12 protein-coding genes are annotated in these 17,477 nt (G+C 65.4%); 7 read left to right on the forward strand and 5 right to left on the reverse strand.

The window, feature by feature from the left end; all coding sequences use genetic code 11:
- The first annotated feature begins 160 nt into the window (after positions 1-160).
- The gene (locus MF6396_RS23775) at positions 161-727 is read left to right on the forward strand and encodes a GNAT family N-acetyltransferase (RefSeq protein WP_078481699.1); all 567 of its coding nucleotides are present in this window, start codon (positions 161-163) and stop codon (positions 725-727) included.
- A gap of 3 nt (positions 728-730) precedes the next feature.
- Here MF6396_RS23775 and MF6396_RS23780 read toward each other — a convergent pair whose 3' ends face one another.
- Entirely contained in the window at positions 731-1,483 is a 753-nt protein-coding gene (locus tag MF6396_RS23780; protein ID WP_078481700.1) for an outer membrane beta-barrel protein, read from the reverse strand.
- Positions 1,484-1,732: 249 nt separating this feature from the next.
- On the opposite strand from MF6396_RS23780, the gene MF6396_RS23785 reads away from it, so the two are divergent.
- The gene (locus MF6396_RS23785) at positions 1,733-2,032 is read left to right on the forward strand and encodes an RcnB family protein (RefSeq protein ID WP_043863948.1); all 300 of its coding nucleotides are present in this window, start codon (positions 1,733-1,735) and stop codon (positions 2,030-2,032) included.
- Here the strand turns inward: MF6396_RS23785 and MF6396_RS23790 are convergent.
- The gene (locus tag MF6396_RS23790) at positions 2,029-2,946 is read right to left on the reverse strand and encodes a LysR substrate-binding domain-containing protein (RefSeq protein ID WP_054914402.1); all 918 of its coding nucleotides are present in this window, start codon (positions 2,944-2,946) and stop codon (positions 2,029-2,031) included. The genes MF6396_RS23785 and MF6396_RS23790 overlap by 4 nt on opposite strands.
- A 99-nt stretch (positions 2,947-3,045) precedes the next feature.
- Between MF6396_RS23790 and MF6396_RS23795 the strand changes: the two genes are divergently transcribed.
- The 5 genes from MF6396_RS23795 to MF6396_RS23815 all read left to right on the forward strand — a co-directional run bounded on the left by MF6396_RS23795 (position 3,046) and on the right by MF6396_RS23815 (position 9,719).
- The gene (locus tag MF6396_RS23795) at positions 3,046-4,137 is read left to right on the forward strand and encodes a tartrate dehydrogenase (protein ID WP_043863950.1); all 1,092 of its coding nucleotides are present in this window, start codon (positions 3,046-3,048) and stop codon (positions 4,135-4,137) included.
- A 195-nt stretch (positions 4,138-4,332) separates the two neighbouring features.
- Positions 4,333-5,955: a BCCT family transporter gene (locus MF6396_RS23800; protein WP_043863951.1), complete on the forward strand. Its 1,623-nt coding sequence runs from the start codon at positions 4,333-4,335 to the stop codon at positions 5,953-5,955.
- Positions 5,956-6,108: 153 nt separating this feature from the next.
- On the forward strand, positions 6,109-7,230 hold the full coding sequence (locus MF6396_RS23805; RefSeq protein ID WP_043863952.1) for an aromatic ring-hydroxylating oxygenase subunit alpha: 1,122 nt from the start codon (positions 6,109-6,111) through the stop codon (positions 7,228-7,230).
- Between the two features lie 45 nt (positions 7,231-7,275).
- Positions 7,276-8,724 (forward strand): NAD-dependent succinate-semialdehyde dehydrogenase, encoded by a 1,449-nt coding sequence (locus MF6396_RS23810; RefSeq protein ID WP_043863953.1) that lies wholly within the window; start codon positions 7,276-7,278, stop codon positions 8,722-8,724.
- 23 nt (positions 8,725-8,747) lie between these two features.
- Positions 8,748-9,719, forward strand: coding sequence for a PDR/VanB family oxidoreductase (locus MF6396_RS23815; RefSeq protein WP_043863954.1), 972 nt, complete (start codon positions 8,748-8,750; stop codon positions 9,717-9,719).
- 114 nt (positions 9,720-9,833) lie between these two features.
- Here MF6396_RS23815 and glgB read toward each other — a convergent pair whose 3' ends face one another.
- From glgB to MF6396_RS23830, 3 genes are read right to left on the reverse strand one after another with little or no spacing between them, the layout of a single operon-like run.
- Positions 9,834-12,047 carry a 1,4-alpha-glucan branching protein GlgB gene (glgB, locus tag MF6396_RS23820; protein WP_078481702.1) on the reverse strand — a complete coding sequence of 738 codons (2,214 nt, stop codon included), beginning with the start codon at positions 12,045-12,047 and terminating at the stop codon, positions 9,834-9,836.
- Positions 12,048-15,356 carry a maltose alpha-D-glucosyltransferase gene (gene treS, locus MF6396_RS23825; protein ID WP_078481703.1) on the reverse strand — a complete coding sequence of 1,103 codons (3,309 nt, stop codon included), beginning with the start codon at positions 15,354-15,356 and terminating at the stop codon, positions 12,048-12,050.
- Positions 15,357-15,383: 27 nt separating this feature from the next.
- On the reverse strand, positions 15,384-17,390 hold the full coding sequence (locus MF6396_RS23830) for an alpha-1,4-glucan--maltose-1-phosphate maltosyltransferase (protein WP_078481704.1): 2,007 nt from the start codon (positions 17,388-17,390) through the stop codon (positions 15,384-15,386).
- Positions 17,391-17,477: the final 87 nt, after the last annotated feature.

Below are 17,477 nucleotides of genomic sequence, written 5' to 3' on the forward strand. Positions count from 1 at the left end.
GGCAAGGGCTAGGTGAGGAGTTGGGGGATGTCTGGGTATGCGCGAACAGCGGGCGACGTGGGAGGCTAGTCGGGGGCAAGCGTTCGGTTGGTGGGGCCGGTCGGGGAGCAAGCGCTGAGACTGGCGCGCCACCGGCCCCCTTCGCCCGCCAAGGATTCCCATGCTGCAGATCCGCCCGATGACCGCCGCCGATTTCGACCGCTTCTGGCCCACCTTCCAGGCCGTGATCGCGGCGCGGGAGACCTACGCCTACGACCCGAACCTGAGCCTGGAGCAGGCCCGGCACCTGTGGCTGGAGGTGCCGCTGCACACGCTGGTGGTCGAGGACGAGGGCCAGTTGCTGGGCGCGTACTACCTCAAGGCCAATGCCGCAGGCCCCGGCAGCCATGTGAGCAACTGCGGCTACATGGTCGCCGAGGCCGCCCGCGGGCGCGGCGTGGCGCGGCTGATGTGCGAGCACTCCCAGCGCCTGGCACGCAACGAGGGCTTCCTGGCCATGCAGTTCAACTCGGTGGTGGCCAGCAACGAGGTAGCCGTGGCGCTGTGGCACGTGCTGGGCTTCGAGACCGTCGGGCGCCTGCCCAGGGCCTACCAGCATGCCCGCCTGGGCCTGGTCGACTGCCTGGTGATGTACAAGTGGCTGGGTGAAATGACTGCGCCCGAACAGCCAAGGCTGATCGGGCGCAAGAACATCGAGGCGGTGGTGTCGCGCAAGCGCGGGCGCTAGCCCTTAGAACGCAAGGCCGACCTTGATGCCGAACTCGTCACGCTTGAGCTTGATGTTGTCGGCCACTTCCGAGTCTTCGTCCAGCTTGTACTCGGTGCGGGTGTAGTACAGGCCGGCCATCACCGGCATCGAGCCCTTCTGGTTCATCAGCAGGCTGACTTCGGCATAGGGGTTGGTACGGTCCTTGAGGTCGACGGTGTCGTTGCCCACGTCTTCGACATGCAGCTTGGCCTTGCTGTCCAGCGAACGGCGTGCACCGGCTTCCAGGCGCAGGGTCATGTCGTCGAACTGGTGGTTGTAGCCCAGCGCGGCCTTGGCGAAGGGGGTGCGACCGGTCAGCTTCATGTCGTAGCCGTTGGATTCCAGCTCGTAGCGCGACCAGTTGTAGCCGCCGCCCACGATCAGGTCGACCGAGTTGCGCGCATCGATCGCGGCGCGCCAGCCCAGGTCCACGTCGGCCTGGCCTTCCTTGAGCTTGGTGTCGTTGTGGTCGCCGTACTTGAGGTCGACACCGGCCTGGTAGATGAAGCCGGATTCAGCGGTGAGCTTGTTGCCGAAGTTGAAGAACAGGCCGCCTTCACCCATGCGGTCGGTATCGGACTCGCTGCCGCCTTCGAGCTTGAACTTGTTGTAGGCGCCGAGAACACCAAAGGTTGCAATCGGGTCGGTGGGGGCTACGGCCAGCGCACTCAGGGGGGCGGCCAGTACCGCCAGGGCCGAGGTCTTGAGCAGCAGGTTGCCGAATCGCTTGGACATCACTTTCAGTCTCCATTTATGTGAAAGGCACTCGGGGTCGAATGCGACCTTTCGAACCCCGGGCGTTTCAAAAAGTTCAGACGAAGGCTCTGGGGTGCGGGTTGTGTCACAGAAACCGTGTCGGGCGTTCACAAAACCCTGTGGTAGCTGGCATTGCCAGCGAAGGCAACGCCGCAGATATACAGCCGATTGAATGTTTGCAGCAGCGCGCAGTCCGATTCTTCAAGCCCCAGCCATCAGGAGTACCGCATGACTGCACGCAAACTGTTCACCACCCTTGCCCTGCTCGGCAGTGTCGCACTGGTCCAGCTCCCGGCCCAGGCCGCCGAGCCCAGCGTGGTCGCCCCCGAGTCCCCGACTCGCGAGCTGAAGGTGCACGACAAGGCCCCCGACCTCTACAAGCGCGACGACATGGCCCTGCGCGGCTGGAAGGAAAAGGGCCTGAGCCAGCCCGACGAAGACAGCCAGTGGGTCAAGATCCAGGACAACTACGTGCTGATCGAAATCACCAACGGCACCATCAAGAAGATCGTGCCCGCCAAGGGCTAACCCAGCACCGGCAGGCTGTAGCGCTCGGCGAAGTACTGGCGCAGGAACTCGACCGCCACGCGTACTTTCGCCGAGCTGGCCAGGGGCGAGGTGTATACCGCCCAGATGTCCGCCGCCTGGTGATAGTCCTCCAGCACCGGCACCAGCCGGCCATCGGCCAGGCTGTCGTGCACATCCCAGTACGAACGCAGCAGTATCCCCCGCCCGTCCAGGCACCATTGGTGCGCCACCTCGCCGTGGTTGGTCGACAGCCCGCCGGTCACCCGCACGCTCTGCTCGCCCTGCGGCCCCTGTAGTTGCCAGACGCCGAACGGGTGGTCACGCTCCTTGATCACCAAACAGTCATGGCTGCTCAACTCGGCCAGTTGGCGCGGCGTGCCGCGCCGTTGCAGGTAGCCCGGTGCGGCGCACAGCACGCGCCGGTTGTGGGCCAGCGGCTTGGCGATCAGGTGCGGGGCAATCACGTTGCCCACGCGGATATCCAGGTCTACCCCCTCCTCGATCAGGTCCACCAGGCGGTCGTGCACGTCCAGGCGAATATCCAGCTGCGGGTAGCGCTCGGCCAGCTCCGACAGCGCCGGCGCCACGAAGCGCCGGCCCAGGCCCAGGCTGCTGGCGATACGCAACTGGCCCACCGGCACGCGGTGCTGGGTGCTGATGTCGTCGCCCATGCGCTGCACCGTCTCGAAAATCTGCAAGGCCCACTGGTAGACCCGCTCGCCCTCCTCGCTCAGCGACACCCGCCGCGTGGTGCGGTGCAGCAGGCGCACGCCCATCTGCTGCTCGAGCAGGCGCACACGCTTGCTGATGAACGCGGCCGACATGCCCAGTTGCTCGGCCACCGCGGCAAAGCTGGCGCGCTTGGCCACCTGGACAAAAATGTTGAGGTCTTCGAGGTTGGGCAGACTATTCACGATATGTGCACAAAGAATTCATGTTGGGCGAGATTATCTCTGACCCAATGGCTTATAGCATGCGCTCACCTGTTCCCAAACAACAACGAGTGAGCCGCCATGACCAAGACCTTCAAGATTGCCGCCATTCCCGGCGACGGTATCGGAAACGAAGTGCTGCCCGAGGGCATCCGCGTGGTCGAAGCCGCCGCGCGCAAGCATGGCCTGGACATCCAGTTCGAATTCTTCGAGTGGGCCAGCTGCGACTATTACCTGGCCCACGGCAAGATGATGCCCGATGACTGGTTCGAGCAGCTCAAGGGCTTCGATGCGCTGTACTTCGGTGCGGTCGGCTGGCCCGACAAGGTGCCGGACCACATCTCGCTGTGGGGCTCGCTGCTCAAGTTCCGCCGCGACTTCGACCAGTACGTGAACATCCGTCCGGTGCGCCTGTTCCCCGGCGTACCCTGCCCGCTGGCCGGTCGCGAGCCGGGCGACATCGACTTCGTGGTGATCCGCGAGAATACCGAGGGCGAATACTCCTCGCTGGGCGGTCGCATGTTCGAAGGCACCGAAAACGAGTTCGTGCTGCAGGAGTCGGTGTTCACCCGCCGCGGCGTCGACCGCATTCTCAAGTATGCCTTCGACGTGGCGCAGACCCGTGAGCGCAAGCACGTGACCTCGGCCACCAAGTCCAACGGCATGGCCGTGAGCATGCCGTACTGGGACGAGCGCACCGCCGCGATGGCCGCCAACTACCCCGAGATCAGCTGGGACAAGCAGCACATCGACATCCTCTGCGCACGCTTCGTGCTGCAGCCGGACCGCTTCGACGTGGTGGTGGCTTCCAACCTGTTCGGCGACATCCTCTCCGACCTGGGCCCGGCCTGCGCCGGCACCATCGGCATCGCACCGTCGGCCAACCTCAACCCCGAGCGCAGGTTCCCGTCGCTGTTCGAACCGGTCCACGGCTCGGCGCCGGATATCTTCGGCCAGAACATCGCCAACCCGATCGCGATGATCTGGTCCGGGGCGCTGATGCTGGAGTTCCTCGGCAATGACGGCGCCGACCCGCGCTACCGCGCCGCCCACGACGACATCCTTGGCGCCATCGAGCGCGTGATCGCCGCCGGCGACACCACCCGCGACATGGGCGGGCAGAAGTCCACCCAACAGGTCGGCCAGGCCATCACTGCGCTGATCGAAGGGTGAACCAACGGGCCGGTTGTCTGAATTGCCAGACAATCCGGCCCGTCACCTCTTGCGAGCCCACAAGATTCTAGGCAGAATCTGTTAACCAAAAGATAGACGTTAACTTATAGTTAACAGAAGGAGGACGCTTTACCGCACTACCCCCCGGATTGCCTGCCGGGTACAGATAAGAACGCCAACGTCCAGGAGACGATGATGTCGCACAAGAATAAAAAACAGATAGATGTGTTCCTGATTACCGTGAGCCTGATTGCCGTGCTGCTCACCGTGATCGGCCTCGCCGTGTTTCCCTCCCAGGCCGAACAGGCCGCCAACCAGTTGTTCGAGATTGCCACCCGTACCTTCGGCACCAGTGTCCAGGTGCTGGTATTCGGCAGTTCGCTGGCCGTGCTTTACCTGGCGTTCAGCAAGTACGGCAACATCCGCTTCGGCAGCGGCAAGCCCGAGTATTCCACCCCCACCTGGGTGTTCATGTTCATCTGTGCCGGCATGGGGTCCTCGACCCTGTACTGGGGCGTGATGGAATGGGCCTACTACTACCAGACCCCTGGTCTGAACATTGCCGCGCAATCGAGCCAGGCGCTGGAATACAGCGTCAGCTACTCGTTCTTCCACTGGGGCATCAGCGCCTGGTCGATCTATGCCCTGGCCTCGCTGGCCATGGCCTATCACTTCCACGTGCGCAAGAAGAGCGGCCTGAACCTGGCCTCGATCGTCGAGGCGGTGACCGGCTTCAAGGCCACCGGCCCGATCGGTCGCACCGTGGACCTGATCTTCCTGCTGACCATGATGGGCGCGCTGACCGTGTCGCTGGCGCTCACCGCCTCGACCCTGACCCGCGGCCTGCATGACCTGGCCGGCACCCCCGACACCTTCACCGTGCAACTGATGGTGATCGGTGCAGTGGCCATCCTGTTCTCGCTCAGTTCCTACATCGGCATCGATGGCGGCCTGCAGCGCCTGAGCAAGATGGTGTGCATCGGCGCGCTGGTGTTCGCCGGCGTGGTGCTGCTGGTGGGCCCGACCCAGTTCACCATCAACAACACCGCCAACTCCATCGGCCTGATGGTGCAGAACTATGTGCGCATGAGCCTGTTCACCGACCCGGCCGGCGACGGCGCGTTCACCCGCAACTGGACGGTGTTCTACTGGCTGTGGTGGGTGTCCTATGCCCCGGGCGTGGCCATGTTCGTGACCCGTGTGTCCCGTGGGCGCCAGCTCAAGGAAGTGGTGTTCGCCCTGCTCGCCGGTGGCAGCGTGGGCTGCTGGTTCTTCTTTGGCGCGCTGGAAAGCTACAGCATGCACCAGTTCATCAACGGCGCCATCGACGTACCGAAGATCCTCAGCGAGCAAGGCGGCGAATCGGCGGTCAGTGCCCTGCTGACAGCACTGCCGATGGGCAAGGTGTTCCTGGGCGTGTACCTGTTCATCATGGCGGTGTTCTGCGCCTCGCACATGGACGCTGCCGCCTATGCCGTGGCGGCCACCAGTACCCGCAACCTGCGCGAAGGCGACGACCCCACCCCCACCCACCGTCTGTTCTGGTGCGTGGTGCTGACCCTGGTACCGCTGGCCATGCTGTTCGCCAAGGCCTCGCTGTCGACCATGAAGACCGCCGTGGTGCTGACCGCGATCCCGTTCATGGTGATCCTGCTGATCAAGATCTACGGCTTCTTCAAGTGGATGCTGCAGGACTACGGCCACGTGCCGGCCCACCGCATCGAGGAAGAGGCCGCGCGCCTGGCCGGCGAGCAGCCCGAACAGCCTGAACCCGTTGAACAACCCGCAGCGGCCCCGGTAACCGCGACGGCCCGCTGAGTCGCTGACCCCGACCCACCTGCACGGATGCAGGCCTGACGGTCCTTTTTTTTGCCTGTTCTGTTAACCAATAGATACACGTAAACCAATAAGTAAAAGCCAATTGAACAACGGTGCGCCGGCCTGGCTGGACGCCCCCGTGAGGAGATAGCAATGAACGACTTCAAACGCCTGCCCGCCGATTTCTGCGCCAGCGCAGACGAGGCCTTCACCATTCCGGCCAAGTTCTACACCCAGCCTGCGGTGTTCGAGCACGAGAAAGAGAACATCTTCGCGCGCAGCTGGATCTGCGTGGGTCATCGCAGCGAAGTGGCCGAGAACAACGCCTACATCACCCGCGAGATCATCGGCGAGAGCATCATCGTGGTGCGTGGTCGCGACAGCGTGCTGCGCGCCTTCTACAACGTGTGCCCGCACCGTGGCCACCAGCTGCTCAGCGGCAGCGGCAAGGCCAAGAACGTGATCACCTGCCCGTACCACGCCTGGACCTTCAAGCTCGACGGCGAACTGGCCCACGCCCGCAACTGCGAGAACGTGGTCAACTTCGACAAGCAGAACTCCACCCTGGTGCAGCTGCGCGTGGAAGAGTACGCAGGCTTCATCTTCATCAACATGGACATGGACGCCGGCAGCGTCGAAGACCAGCTGCCCGGCCTGCAGGCACGCATGCGCCAGGCCTGCGCGGTGATCGACGACCTGCACCTGGCAGCACGTTTCGTCAGCGATACCCCGGCCAACTGGAAGTCCATCGTCGACAACTACCTGGAGTGCTACCACTGCGCCCCGGCGCACCCGGGCTTCTCCGACTCGGTGGACGTCGGCCAGTACAGCCACACCACCTACGGCAACTGGACCCTGCAATATGGCCTGGCCAAGCCGTCGGAGCAGTCGTTCAAGTTCGACGAAAGCGTCAAGGACCCCTCCTTCGCCGGCTTCTGGGCATGGCCGTGCACCATGTTCAACGTGCCGCCAGGCGCGAACTTCATGACCGTGATCTACGAGTTCCCGGTCGACGCCGAAACCACCCTGCAGCACTACGACGTGTACTTCCTGAACAAGGACATCACCGAAGAGCAGCAGAAACTCATCGACTGGTACCGCGAGGTGTTCCGCCCCGAGGACCTGCGCCTGGTCGAGAGCGTGCAGAAGGGCCTCAAGTCCCGCGGCTACCGTGGCCAGGGCCGGATCATGGCCGACCGTGAGCGCAGCGGCATGAGCGAGCACGGCATCGCCCACTTCCACAACCTGATCGCCGTCGCCCACCTCAACGACTGACAACGCCCGCCCCCGGTACGCCGGGGGCGGCATGGAGTGCCTTGCGTGAAACTCAACGATCCCACACTGCTGCGCCAACAGGCGTACATCAACGGCCACTGGTGCGATGCCGACGACGGTCGTCAGGTCGAGGTCTGCGACCCGGCCAACGGCGAGCGCCTGGGCAGCGTGCCGCTGATGGGCGGCGCCGAGACGGTACGCGCCATCGAAGCCGCCGAGGCCGCGCTGCAAGGCTGGCGCGAGCGCACTGCCAAGGACCGCGCGCAGGTGCTGCGCCGCTGGTTCGAACTGCTGCTGCAACACGAAGACGACCTGGCCCGGCTGATGACCTTCGAGCAGGGCAAGCCGCTGCACGAGGCACTGGGCGAGATCCGCTACGCGGCCTCGTTCATCGAATGGTTTGCCGAGGAAGGCAAGCGCGTCTACGGCGATGTCATCCCCAGCCCTTCCAACGACAAGCGCCTGCTGGTGATCAAGCAGGGCATCGGCGTGTGCACCGCCATCACCCCGTGGAACTTCCCGGCGGCGATGATCACGCGCAAGGTGGCCCCGGCCCTGGCCGCCGGCTGCACCATCGTGGTCAAGCCGGCCAACGAAACCCCCTTCTGCGCCCTGGCGCTGGTGGAGCTGGCCGAACGTGCAGGCATCCCGGCCGGGGTGTTCAGCGTGGTCACCGGTGATGCGGTGGCCATTGGCGCCCAGTTCACCGGGCACCCGGCCGTGCGCAAGCTGAGCTTTACCGGCTCCACCCCGATCGGCCGGCTGCTGATGGGCCAGTGTGCCCAGAGCATCAAGAAGGTCTCGCTGGAACTGGGCGGCAACGCGCCGTTCATCGTGTTCGACGATGCCGACATCGACGCCGCCGTCGAAGGCGCGCTGGCAGCCAAGTACCGCAACGCCGGCCAGACCTGCGTATGCGTCAACCGTTTCTACGTGCATGACAGCGTGTATGCGCAGTTCACCGAACGCTTCGTGGAGCGCGTGCGCGCCCTGGGCGTGGGCCACGGCACCAGCGCCGCGAGCCAGGTCGGCCCGCTGATCAGCGACAAGGCCGTGGCCAAGGTGCGCAGCCTGATCGACGACGCCGTGGCCAAGGGCGCCGACCTGCTGCTGGGCGGCGAAGCCCATGCGCTGGGCGGCAACTTCTTCGCACCCACGGTGCTGGCCAACATTGCGCCGGGCACCCAGCTGCTGCAGGACGAGATCTTCGGCCCGGTGGCGGCCATCGTGCGCTTTCGCAGCGACGAAGAGGTGATTGCCCAGGCCAACGACACCCTGTACGGCCTGGCGGCGTACTTCTACAGCCGCGACATCGCCCGGGTGTTCAAGGTGGCCGAGGCACTGGAGTACGGCATGGTCGGTATCAATACCGGGCTGATCTCCAATGAAGTGGCGCCGTTTGGCGGCGTCAAGCAGTCGGGCCTGGGCCGCGAAGGCTCGCGCTACGGCATCGAAGACTATCTGCAAATCAAGTACCTGTGCCTGGCCGTGTGAGCCAGTGGCAGTCGAGGTCAATCATGGCCAACAAATACGAGATGTTCAGTGTGCAGGTAACCGCCGTCGAGCAGGCGACGCCGCTGATCAAGCGCTTCACCCTGGCCCGTGAGGACGGCGCGCCGATGCCGGCATTTACCGGTGGCAGCCACGTGATCGTGCAGATGCAGGGCGCCGACGGGCGCCAGTTCAGCAACGCCTACTCGCTGATGAGCGACCCGCGCGACACCCGCAGCTACCAGATCGGCGTGCGCCTTGAAGAGCAGTCCAAGGGTGGCTCGGCGTTCATGCACCAGCAGGTCGAGGTGGGCAGCGTGCTGACCATCTCCAGCCCCAACAACCTGTTCGCGCTGGACCCGAGCGCGGGCCGGCACGTACTGATCGCCGGCGGCATCGGCATCACGCCATTTCTGGCGCAGTTGCATGAACTGGAGGCCGGCAGCACCGCCTACGAGCTGCACTATGCCTTTCGCAGCCCCGAGCATGGCGCGTTCCAGGCCGAACTGAGCAGCGGGCCGCATGCGGCCAACACGCAGTTCTACATCGACAGCCTGGAGCGCAAGCTGGACCTGGCCACGCTGTTTGCGGGCCTGGATGACGCGGCGCATGTGTATGTGTGCGGGCCCAAGCCGCTGATCGATGCGGTGATCGCCACCGCAGCATCGCTGGGCATTGCCGAGCAGCGCGTGCACTGGGAGCAGTTTGCCGCGGCGCCGGTGACCGGTGCGGCGTTTACCGTGGTGCTGGCGCGCTCGGGGCAGGAGTTGCAGGTGGAGGAAGGCATGACCATCTTGCAGGCCATCGAGAAATCCAAGGCGGCCAAGGTGGAATGCCTGTGCCGCGAGGGTGTGTGCGGCACCTGCGAGACCATGATTCTGGAGGGTGAGGCCGAGCATTTCGACCAGTACCTGAGCGATGAAGAGAAGGCTTCGCAGCAGAGCATGATGCTGTGCGTGTCGCGGGCGCGCACGGCCCGGCTGGTGCTGGACCTGTAGATCGAATCGCGGGTCAAGCCCGCTCCCACAGGTGCAGCGCAGTTCCTGAAAACACTGCAATCCCTGTGGGAGCGGGCTTGACCCGCGAATGGCCTGCGCAGCAGGCCCAAGGTCTCAAGCCGGGCGCAGCACCAGCACCGCCAGTGGCGGCAGGTTCACCGCCAGCGACAGCGGCTGCCCATGGCTGGGCAACGCCTCGCTGTTCACCGCCCCGAGGTTGCCGTAGTTGGACCCGGCATACACCTGGGCATCGCTGTTGAGCACCTCCACCCACTGTTCGCCAAACGGCACCCCGATGCGATAACCCTCCCTCGGCACCGGCGTGAAGTTGGCCACCACCAGCAACGGCTCGCCCTCGGCGCTCCAGCGCAGCCACGCATACACGCTGTTGCGCGCATCGTCGCCGATCAGCCACTGGAACCCTTGCGGCACGCAGTCCTGCTGATGCAGCGCCTTCTCGTCGCGGTACAGCCGGTTCAGGTCGGCCACCAGCGACTGCACACCCTTGTGCTCGGGGTACTGCAACAGGTACCAGTCCAGTTCCGCGTCATGGTTCCACTCGCGCCACTGGCCGAATTCGCAGCCCATGAACAGCAGCTTCTTGCCCGGATGGCACCACATGAAGGCCAGGTACGCGCGCAGGTTGGCGAACTTCTGCCAGCGGTCGCCCGGCATCTTGTCGATCAGCGAGTGCTTGCCGTGAACTACCTCGTCATGGGAAATCGGCAGGATGAAATGCTCGGAATACGCGTAGATCAGGCCGAAGCTCATCTCGTTGTGATGATGCGCACGGTGGATCGGGTCGTTCTGGATGTAATGCAGGGTGTCGTGCATCCAGCCCATGTTCCACTTGTAGTTGAAACCCAGGCCGCCCTGCTGGGTCGGCTGGCTGACACCCGGCCAGGCGGTGGATTCCTCGGCGATCACCAGCGCCCCCGGCGCCTCCTGGGCCACCACGTCGTTGAGGTGGCGCAGAAAATCGATGGCCTCCAGGTTCTCGCGCCCGCCGTGGCGGTTGGGCACCCATTCGCCGGCCTTGCGCGAGTAGTCGCGGTACAGCATCGAGGCCACCGCATCCACCCGCAGCCCGTCGATGTGAAAATGCTTGAGCCAGTGCAATGCCGAAGCCAGCATGAAGCCGTGCACCTCGTTGCGCCCCAGGTTGTAGATCAGCGTGTCCCAGTCCTGGTGGAAGCCCTCCAGCGGGTTGGCGTACTCATACAGTGCGGTGCCATCGAACTGCGCCAGCCCATGTTCGTCGGTGGGAAAATGCGCCGGCACCCAGTCGAGGATCACGCCGATGTGGGCCTGGTGGCAGGCGTCGATGAACGCGGCGAAATCCTCGGCCGTGCCATAGCGCGCGGTGGGCGCGAACATCGACAACGGCTGGTAGCCCCACGAGCCGCCAAACGGATGCTCCATGATCGGCATCAGCTCGATATGGGTGAAGCCCAGTTCCTGGATGTAGGGCACCAGCCGCTCGGCCAGTTCGCGCCAGTTGTAGTAGCGGGCCAATTCACCGCTTTCATCCAGCTCGCATTGCCAGGAACCGGCGTGCAGTTCGTAGATCGACAGCGGCGCGTTGGTGGCCTGGTGCGCTGCACGCACGCGCATCCAGCCCTGGTCCTGCCACACATGGCCCAGCGCGGCGGCCACCTTCGAGGCGGTGCTGGGCGGCAGCTCGGTGGCCAGTGCCAGCGGGTCGGCCTTGAGCGGCAGGATGCCGTCGGGCCCGAGCAGTTCGTACTTGTACGTCTCGCCGGCCTGCAGGCGCGGGATGAACAGCTCCCACACACCGCTGGGCACGCGCTTGCGCATCGGGTGGCGGCGCCCGTCCCAGTTGTTGAAGTGACCGACCACCGACACCCGCCGCGCATTCGGCGCCCACACCGCAAAGCGCACCCCGTCGATGCCGTCCACCTGTGCGGGCTGCGCGCCGAACACTTTGGCCAGGTCGCGATGATTGCCCTCGGCGAACAGGTACAGGTCCATCTCGCCCAGCAGCAGCTGGGTAAAGCTGTAGGGGTCTTCGGTGACCTGCTCGCCCCCTGCCCAGTTGATGTGCAGGTCGTACGCCTGCGGTTGCTGCAACCGCCCGCTGAACAGCCCGGGCACACTGCCCTGCTCCAGCTCCAGCAGCACCTGCCCGCTGTCGCGGGCCACCGCCCGGGCACTCAGGGCATCGGGCAGGTAGGCGCGTATCCACTGCCCGCCCGCGCCATCCGGGTGCGGCCCGAGCACCGCGAACGGGTCGCCGTGCCTGGCATTGACCAGGTCATCGATATCCCTTGTGCCCAACCCAGCCTGTTCCCGCTTGTGCGCGCTCATTCATTCTCCCCACGTACTGACAAGCCCATGGAGGCCATGCAAGGGCACGGCCAACCAGCTCGGGCGATTCTCGGCTTCATACATAATTTCGTAGGCAGCCTTTTCCAGGCTGAACAGGTCCAGCGCCGCGCGTGCCCCGCCGGGCTGTTCCCAGGCGTGCGGCAGGTCGGCGGTGGCCAGATCGTAGGCCTGAACAAAGGCATGCCGGGCCTGGTGCAGGTAGCGCCGCGCCACGCGCTGACGGGCCTGGCGGGCCGGCGGCGAGACGTCCACCCCCGACGCGCTGCGCAACACCATCGCAGCAGCATAGTCGAACGAACGCAGCACGCCGCTGACGTCCTTGTACGGGCTGTGCTTGCCGCGTCGCTCCTCCAGCGGGCGCGCCGGCTCGCCTTCGAAGTCGATCAGATAGGCATCGCCCTGCACCACCAGCACCTGGCCCAGGTGCAGGTCGCCGTGTACCCGTATCAGCACGCCACCGACCGCCTGCATGGCCAGTTCGCTGACCTGTTCGAGCAGGCCCTTGCGCTGCTTGCCCAGGTCGTCGACCAGCGCCTGGCTGTCGGCATCCAGCTCATCGCGGTGCTGCTCCAGCAGGTCGAACGCCTGGTTGAGCTGGGCGCTGACCTGCTTGCCCCAGGCCTTGCCATCGCGCGCGCTACTCACCCGCGGCTTGAACGCCGGGTCCTGGGTGGGCGCGGCCAGCACCTTGTGCATCTGGCCCAGGCGCTGGCCCAGCTGCGCGGCAAAGGCCTGCAGCTCCTGCAAGGCATCGGCATGGGCCTGCGGGGCCTGGGTGCCGGGTTCCATTTCGTCGCGAATCGCGCGTTCCAGGGTGTTCTGGGTCCAGTCCCAGGCGTCGCCCTGGTTGCTCAGGTAGCCCTGGGCGATCATCAGCAGGTGCGGCTGCCCGGTGGCGTCCACCCGGCTCAGCCAGCCCAGCAACGGTGATATGTTCGGGTAGCCGGCGGCAGTGAGGTAGGCGCTCATCTCGAGCTCGGGGTGGATGCCACCATTGACCCGGCGGATCAGCTTGAGCACCAGGCTGCCCCCTACCACCACCGAGCTGTTGGACTGCTCGGCCGACAGGTAGCGCACCGCCGGCTCGTCGCCCAGCTCCAGGGCGGCCAGCTGTTCGGTGGCCTGGAACTGCAACTCGCCGTCGCTGCAGCTCAGGCGCGTGCCATCGGCAAAGCCGGCCAGCACCGCGCGAATGAAGCTTTCGAGCACGAAACCATCGGTGATCAGACCCACCTGGCGCCCCCGGCGTACCCGTGACAGGGCCAGTTGCTGGGGCAATGCGCTGGTCAGCTGGTCTTCGCCGATCAGGCCGAACGGCAACTGATAGCGGCTGGTCTGCCCGCCGCTGTCGACCTCGATTTCACTGAGCAGCACGGGGCTGGTGGCCGCACCGAAGCGCACGCCATAGGCGATGCGCACCTTTTCCAGCGCGGCGCCCTTGCCCGCGAACCAGCGGCGCTTGGGCAGGTACTGCGGCAGGATGGCGTCTTGCAGGGTGTCGCGCGACGGCGATTCGAGCAGCTCTTCCATGCGTTTCTTGAGCACCACGGTGGTGAACTCCGGTAGCGGCTGCGCGGGCTGCACATGCCAGCTGGGCATCTGGTCCCTGGGCGCGAGCAGGAACCAGTAGAAGCCATAGGGCGGCAAGGTCAGCAGAAACGGCAGTTGGCCGATCGGCGGGAACGCGCTGCCGCCGAGCATCTCCACCGGCACCTGGTCGACATAGGCCGAGAGGTCCAGCTCTGCCGCCTGGGCGGCGCGGGACACGTTGGCCACGCACAGAATGGTTTCGCCCTTGCCGTCGCTGCCGGTGAATTCGCGGACATACGCCAGGATGCGGCGGTTGCTGGGCGAGAGCATGGTCAGGCTGCCGCGGCCAAAGGCCTTTTGCTGCTTGCGCACCGCCAGCAGGCGACGGTTGAAGTTGAGCAGCGAATGCGGGTCGCTGGCCTGGGCCTCGACGTTCACCGACTGGTAGCCGTACAGCGGGTCCATGATCGGCGGCAGCACCAGGCGTGCCGGGTCGGCGCGGGAGAAGCCGCCGTTGCGGTCGATGGACCATTGCATCGGCGTGCGCACGCCGTCGCGGTCGCCCAGGTAGATGTTGTCGCCCATGCCGATCTCGTCACCGTAATACAGGGTCGGGGTGCCCGGCATCGACAGCAGCAGGCTGGTCAGCAGCTCGACCCGGCGCCGGTCGCGTTGCAGCAACGGTGCCAGGCGCCGGCGGATGCCCAGGTTGATGCGCGCGCGACGATCCTGGGCGTAGTAGTTCCACAGGTAGTCGCGCTCGCGGTCGGTGACCATCTCCAGGGTCAGCTCGTCGTGGTTGCGCAGGAAGATCGCCCATTGGCAGTTGGCCGGGATCTCCGGGGTCTGGCGCAGGATGTCGGTGACCGGAAAGCGGTCTTCCTGGGCCAGCGCCATGTACATGCGCGGCATCAGCGGAAAGTGAAAGGCCATGTGGCACTCGTCGCCCTGCCCTTCGCCGAAGTACAGCTGGGTGTCCTCGGGCCACTGGTTGGCCTCGGCCAGCAGCATGCGGTCGGGGTAGTTGGCGTCGATTTCGGCGCGGATCTTCTTCAGCACCTGGTGGGTTTCGGGCAGGTTCTCGTTGTTGGTGCCATCGCGCTCGATCAGGTACGGGATGGCATCCAGGCGCAAGCCATCCACGCCCAGGTCGAGCCAGTAGCGCATCACCCCGATCACCGCCTTGAGCACCTGCGGGTTGTCGAAGTTGAGGTCGGGCTGGTGCGAATAGAAGCGGTGCCAGAAGTACTGGCCGGCAACCGGGTCCCAGGTCCAGTTGGAGTGCTCGGTGTCGAGGAAGATGATGCGCGTGCCGTCGTACCTGGTATCGGTGTCGGACCACACATAAAAGTCCCGCGCCCTGGAGCCGGGCTTGGCGCGCCGGGCCTTCTGGAACCACGGGTGCTGGTCGGAGGTGTGGTTGATGACAAGCTCGGTGATCACCCGCAGGTTGCGCTTGTGCGCCTCGGCGATGAAGCGGCGCACGTCTGCCAGGGTGCCGTAGTCGCTGTGCACGGCCTTGTAGGCGGCGATGTCGTAGCCGTCGTCGCGCCGTGGCGAGGGGTAGAACGGCAGAAGCCACAGAGTGTTGACCCCAAGCTCGGCGATGTAGTCGAGCTTGGCGATCAGGCCGGGAAAATCACCGATGCCGTCGCCGTTGGAGTCGAAGAACGACTTGACGTGCACCTGGTAGATGATCGCGTCCTTGTACCACAGCGGGTCGTTGATGAACGTGGCTGGGCGGGCTTTCTTCGCCATGTACGACTCCTTCTGGTTGGCGGGGGGCTAGCGGGCCGGGGTGATGCGCCAGATGCCGAACGGCTGGTGCCAGGGTTCGATGCGCATCCACTGGGTCTTGCCGTACCAGCTCCAGCGATGGCCGCTCATCAGGTCTTCGCCGAAGGTTTCGGCGTCGTCCTCCAGGCCCAGCTCCCACAGCGGCAACTCGAAGTGCGCCTCCTGGGCGTTGTGCGGGTCGAGGCTGACGGCCACCAGGATCAGGCTGCCGCTGGCCGGATCGCCCTTGGCGAAGTACAGGATGTTGTCGTTCCAGGCGTTGTAGAAGCGGATGCCCAGGTGGGTCTGCAGGGCCGGGTGCTGGCGGCGGATGCGGTTGAGCTGGGCGATCTCGGCAATGATGTTGCCGGGCTGGGTGTAGTCGCGCGGGCGGATCTCGTACTTCTCCGAGTCCAGGTATTCCTCCTTGCCCGGTATCGCCGCCGCCTCGCACAGCTCGAACCCCGAATACATGCCCCACAGGCCCGAGCCCATGGTGGCCAGCGCTGCGCGAATCAGAAAGCCCGGGCGGCCGGAGTCGTGCAGGAAGAACGGGTTGATGTCCGGCGTGTTGACGAAGAAGTTGGGGCGGTAGCAGTACGACCACGGCGGCTGGTTGAGTTCGCTGAAGTACTGTTGCAGCTCGGCCTTGGTGTTGCGCCAGGTGAAGTAGGTATAGCTCTGCGAATAGCCGACCTTGCCCAGGCGCGCCATCATCGCCGGCTTGGTGAAGGCCTCGGCGAGGAAGATCACCTGCGGGTGCTGGCTGCGCACGTTGGCGATCAGCCACTCCCAGAACGGCAGCGGCTTGGTGTGCGGGTTGTCCACGCGAAACTGGGTCACGCCCTCCTGCACCCAGCCCAGCACCACGTCGCGCAGGGCCAGCCACAGGGCGGGCACCGCGTCGGCGGCATAGAAGTCGACGTTGACGATGTCCTGGTATTTTTTCGGTGGGTTCTCGGCATAGCGGATGGTGCCGTCGGGGCGCCAACTGAACCAGCCCGGGTGCTCGGTGAGCCAGGGGTGGTCCTGAGAGCACTGGATGGCGAAGTCCAGGGCGATTTCCAAACCATGCTCGGCGGCGGCGGCCACCAGCCGGCGGAAGTCTTCGCGGCTGCCCAGCTGCGGGTGAATGGCCTCGTGCCCGCCGTCGGCGCTGCCGATGGCGTAGGGGCTGCCGGGGTCGTCGAGGCCGGCCTGCAAGGCATTGTTGCGGCCCTTGCGGTGCTGGGTGCCGATGGGGTGGATGGGCGGGAAGTAGAGCACGTCAAAGCCCATGTCGCGGATCATCGGCAGGCGCTGATGCACGTCGTTGAAGGTGCCGTGGCGGGCCGGGTCGTCGGTGACCGAACGCGGGAACAGCTCGTACCAGCTGGCAAAGCGTGCGCGCTCGCGCTCCACCTCAAGGGGGAACTCGGCGCTGCGGCTGAGGTAGGCACGGTGGTCGGCGCGGCCCATCAGGGCGCGGGTGTCGCCGTGCAGCAGCAGCTCGACGCCGGCCTGGGCAGGCAGGCTGGCCAGTTGCAGGGCCACCGCCTCCAGTTGCGCACGCAGCGGCTCGCTGCTGCGCTCGGCGCTCTGCATCAGGTGGCGGCGGCCCTCCTCCAGCTCCAGGCCTACGTCGACGCCGGCGGCGAATTTCTTCTCCAGCTCGTAGCAGTAGCTGGCGTACTGGTCGATCCAGGCCTCGATCATGAACAGGTGGCGGCCCACCTCGCTGACCGTGAAGCGCCCCTCCCAGCTGTCGTTGCCCAGCAGCGTCATGGGCACTTCGTGCCAGTTGGGGTGCTGCAGGCGGCGCCAACTCAGGCGCACGGCCAGCACGTCGTGGCCGTCGGCGAAGACCTTGCTGGTAACGGTGACCTGTTCGCCCACGGTGCCCTTGACCGCATGCTGGCCGGCGTCGAGCACAGGCTCGGTGTTCTCGATCACTATGCGCGGCAGCAGCAGCGCCCTGGCCAGGGTCAGGGTGTGCTCGCTGGTTTCATCGGTGCTGAAAGGCTCATCGCGGGTCATCGAACATCGCTCCGTTACGCTGTGACGGTAAGGTTCAGAGCAATGGCAGGCGTGGGGGTTCAATAAAAAATGAGCGATGCGGCGCGG

The organism is Pseudomonas sp. MF6396 (genome assembly GCF_002018915.1).
GTDB classification, from domain to species: domain Bacteria; phylum Pseudomonadota; class Gammaproteobacteria; order Pseudomonadales; family Pseudomonadaceae; genus Aquipseudomonas; species Aquipseudomonas palmensis.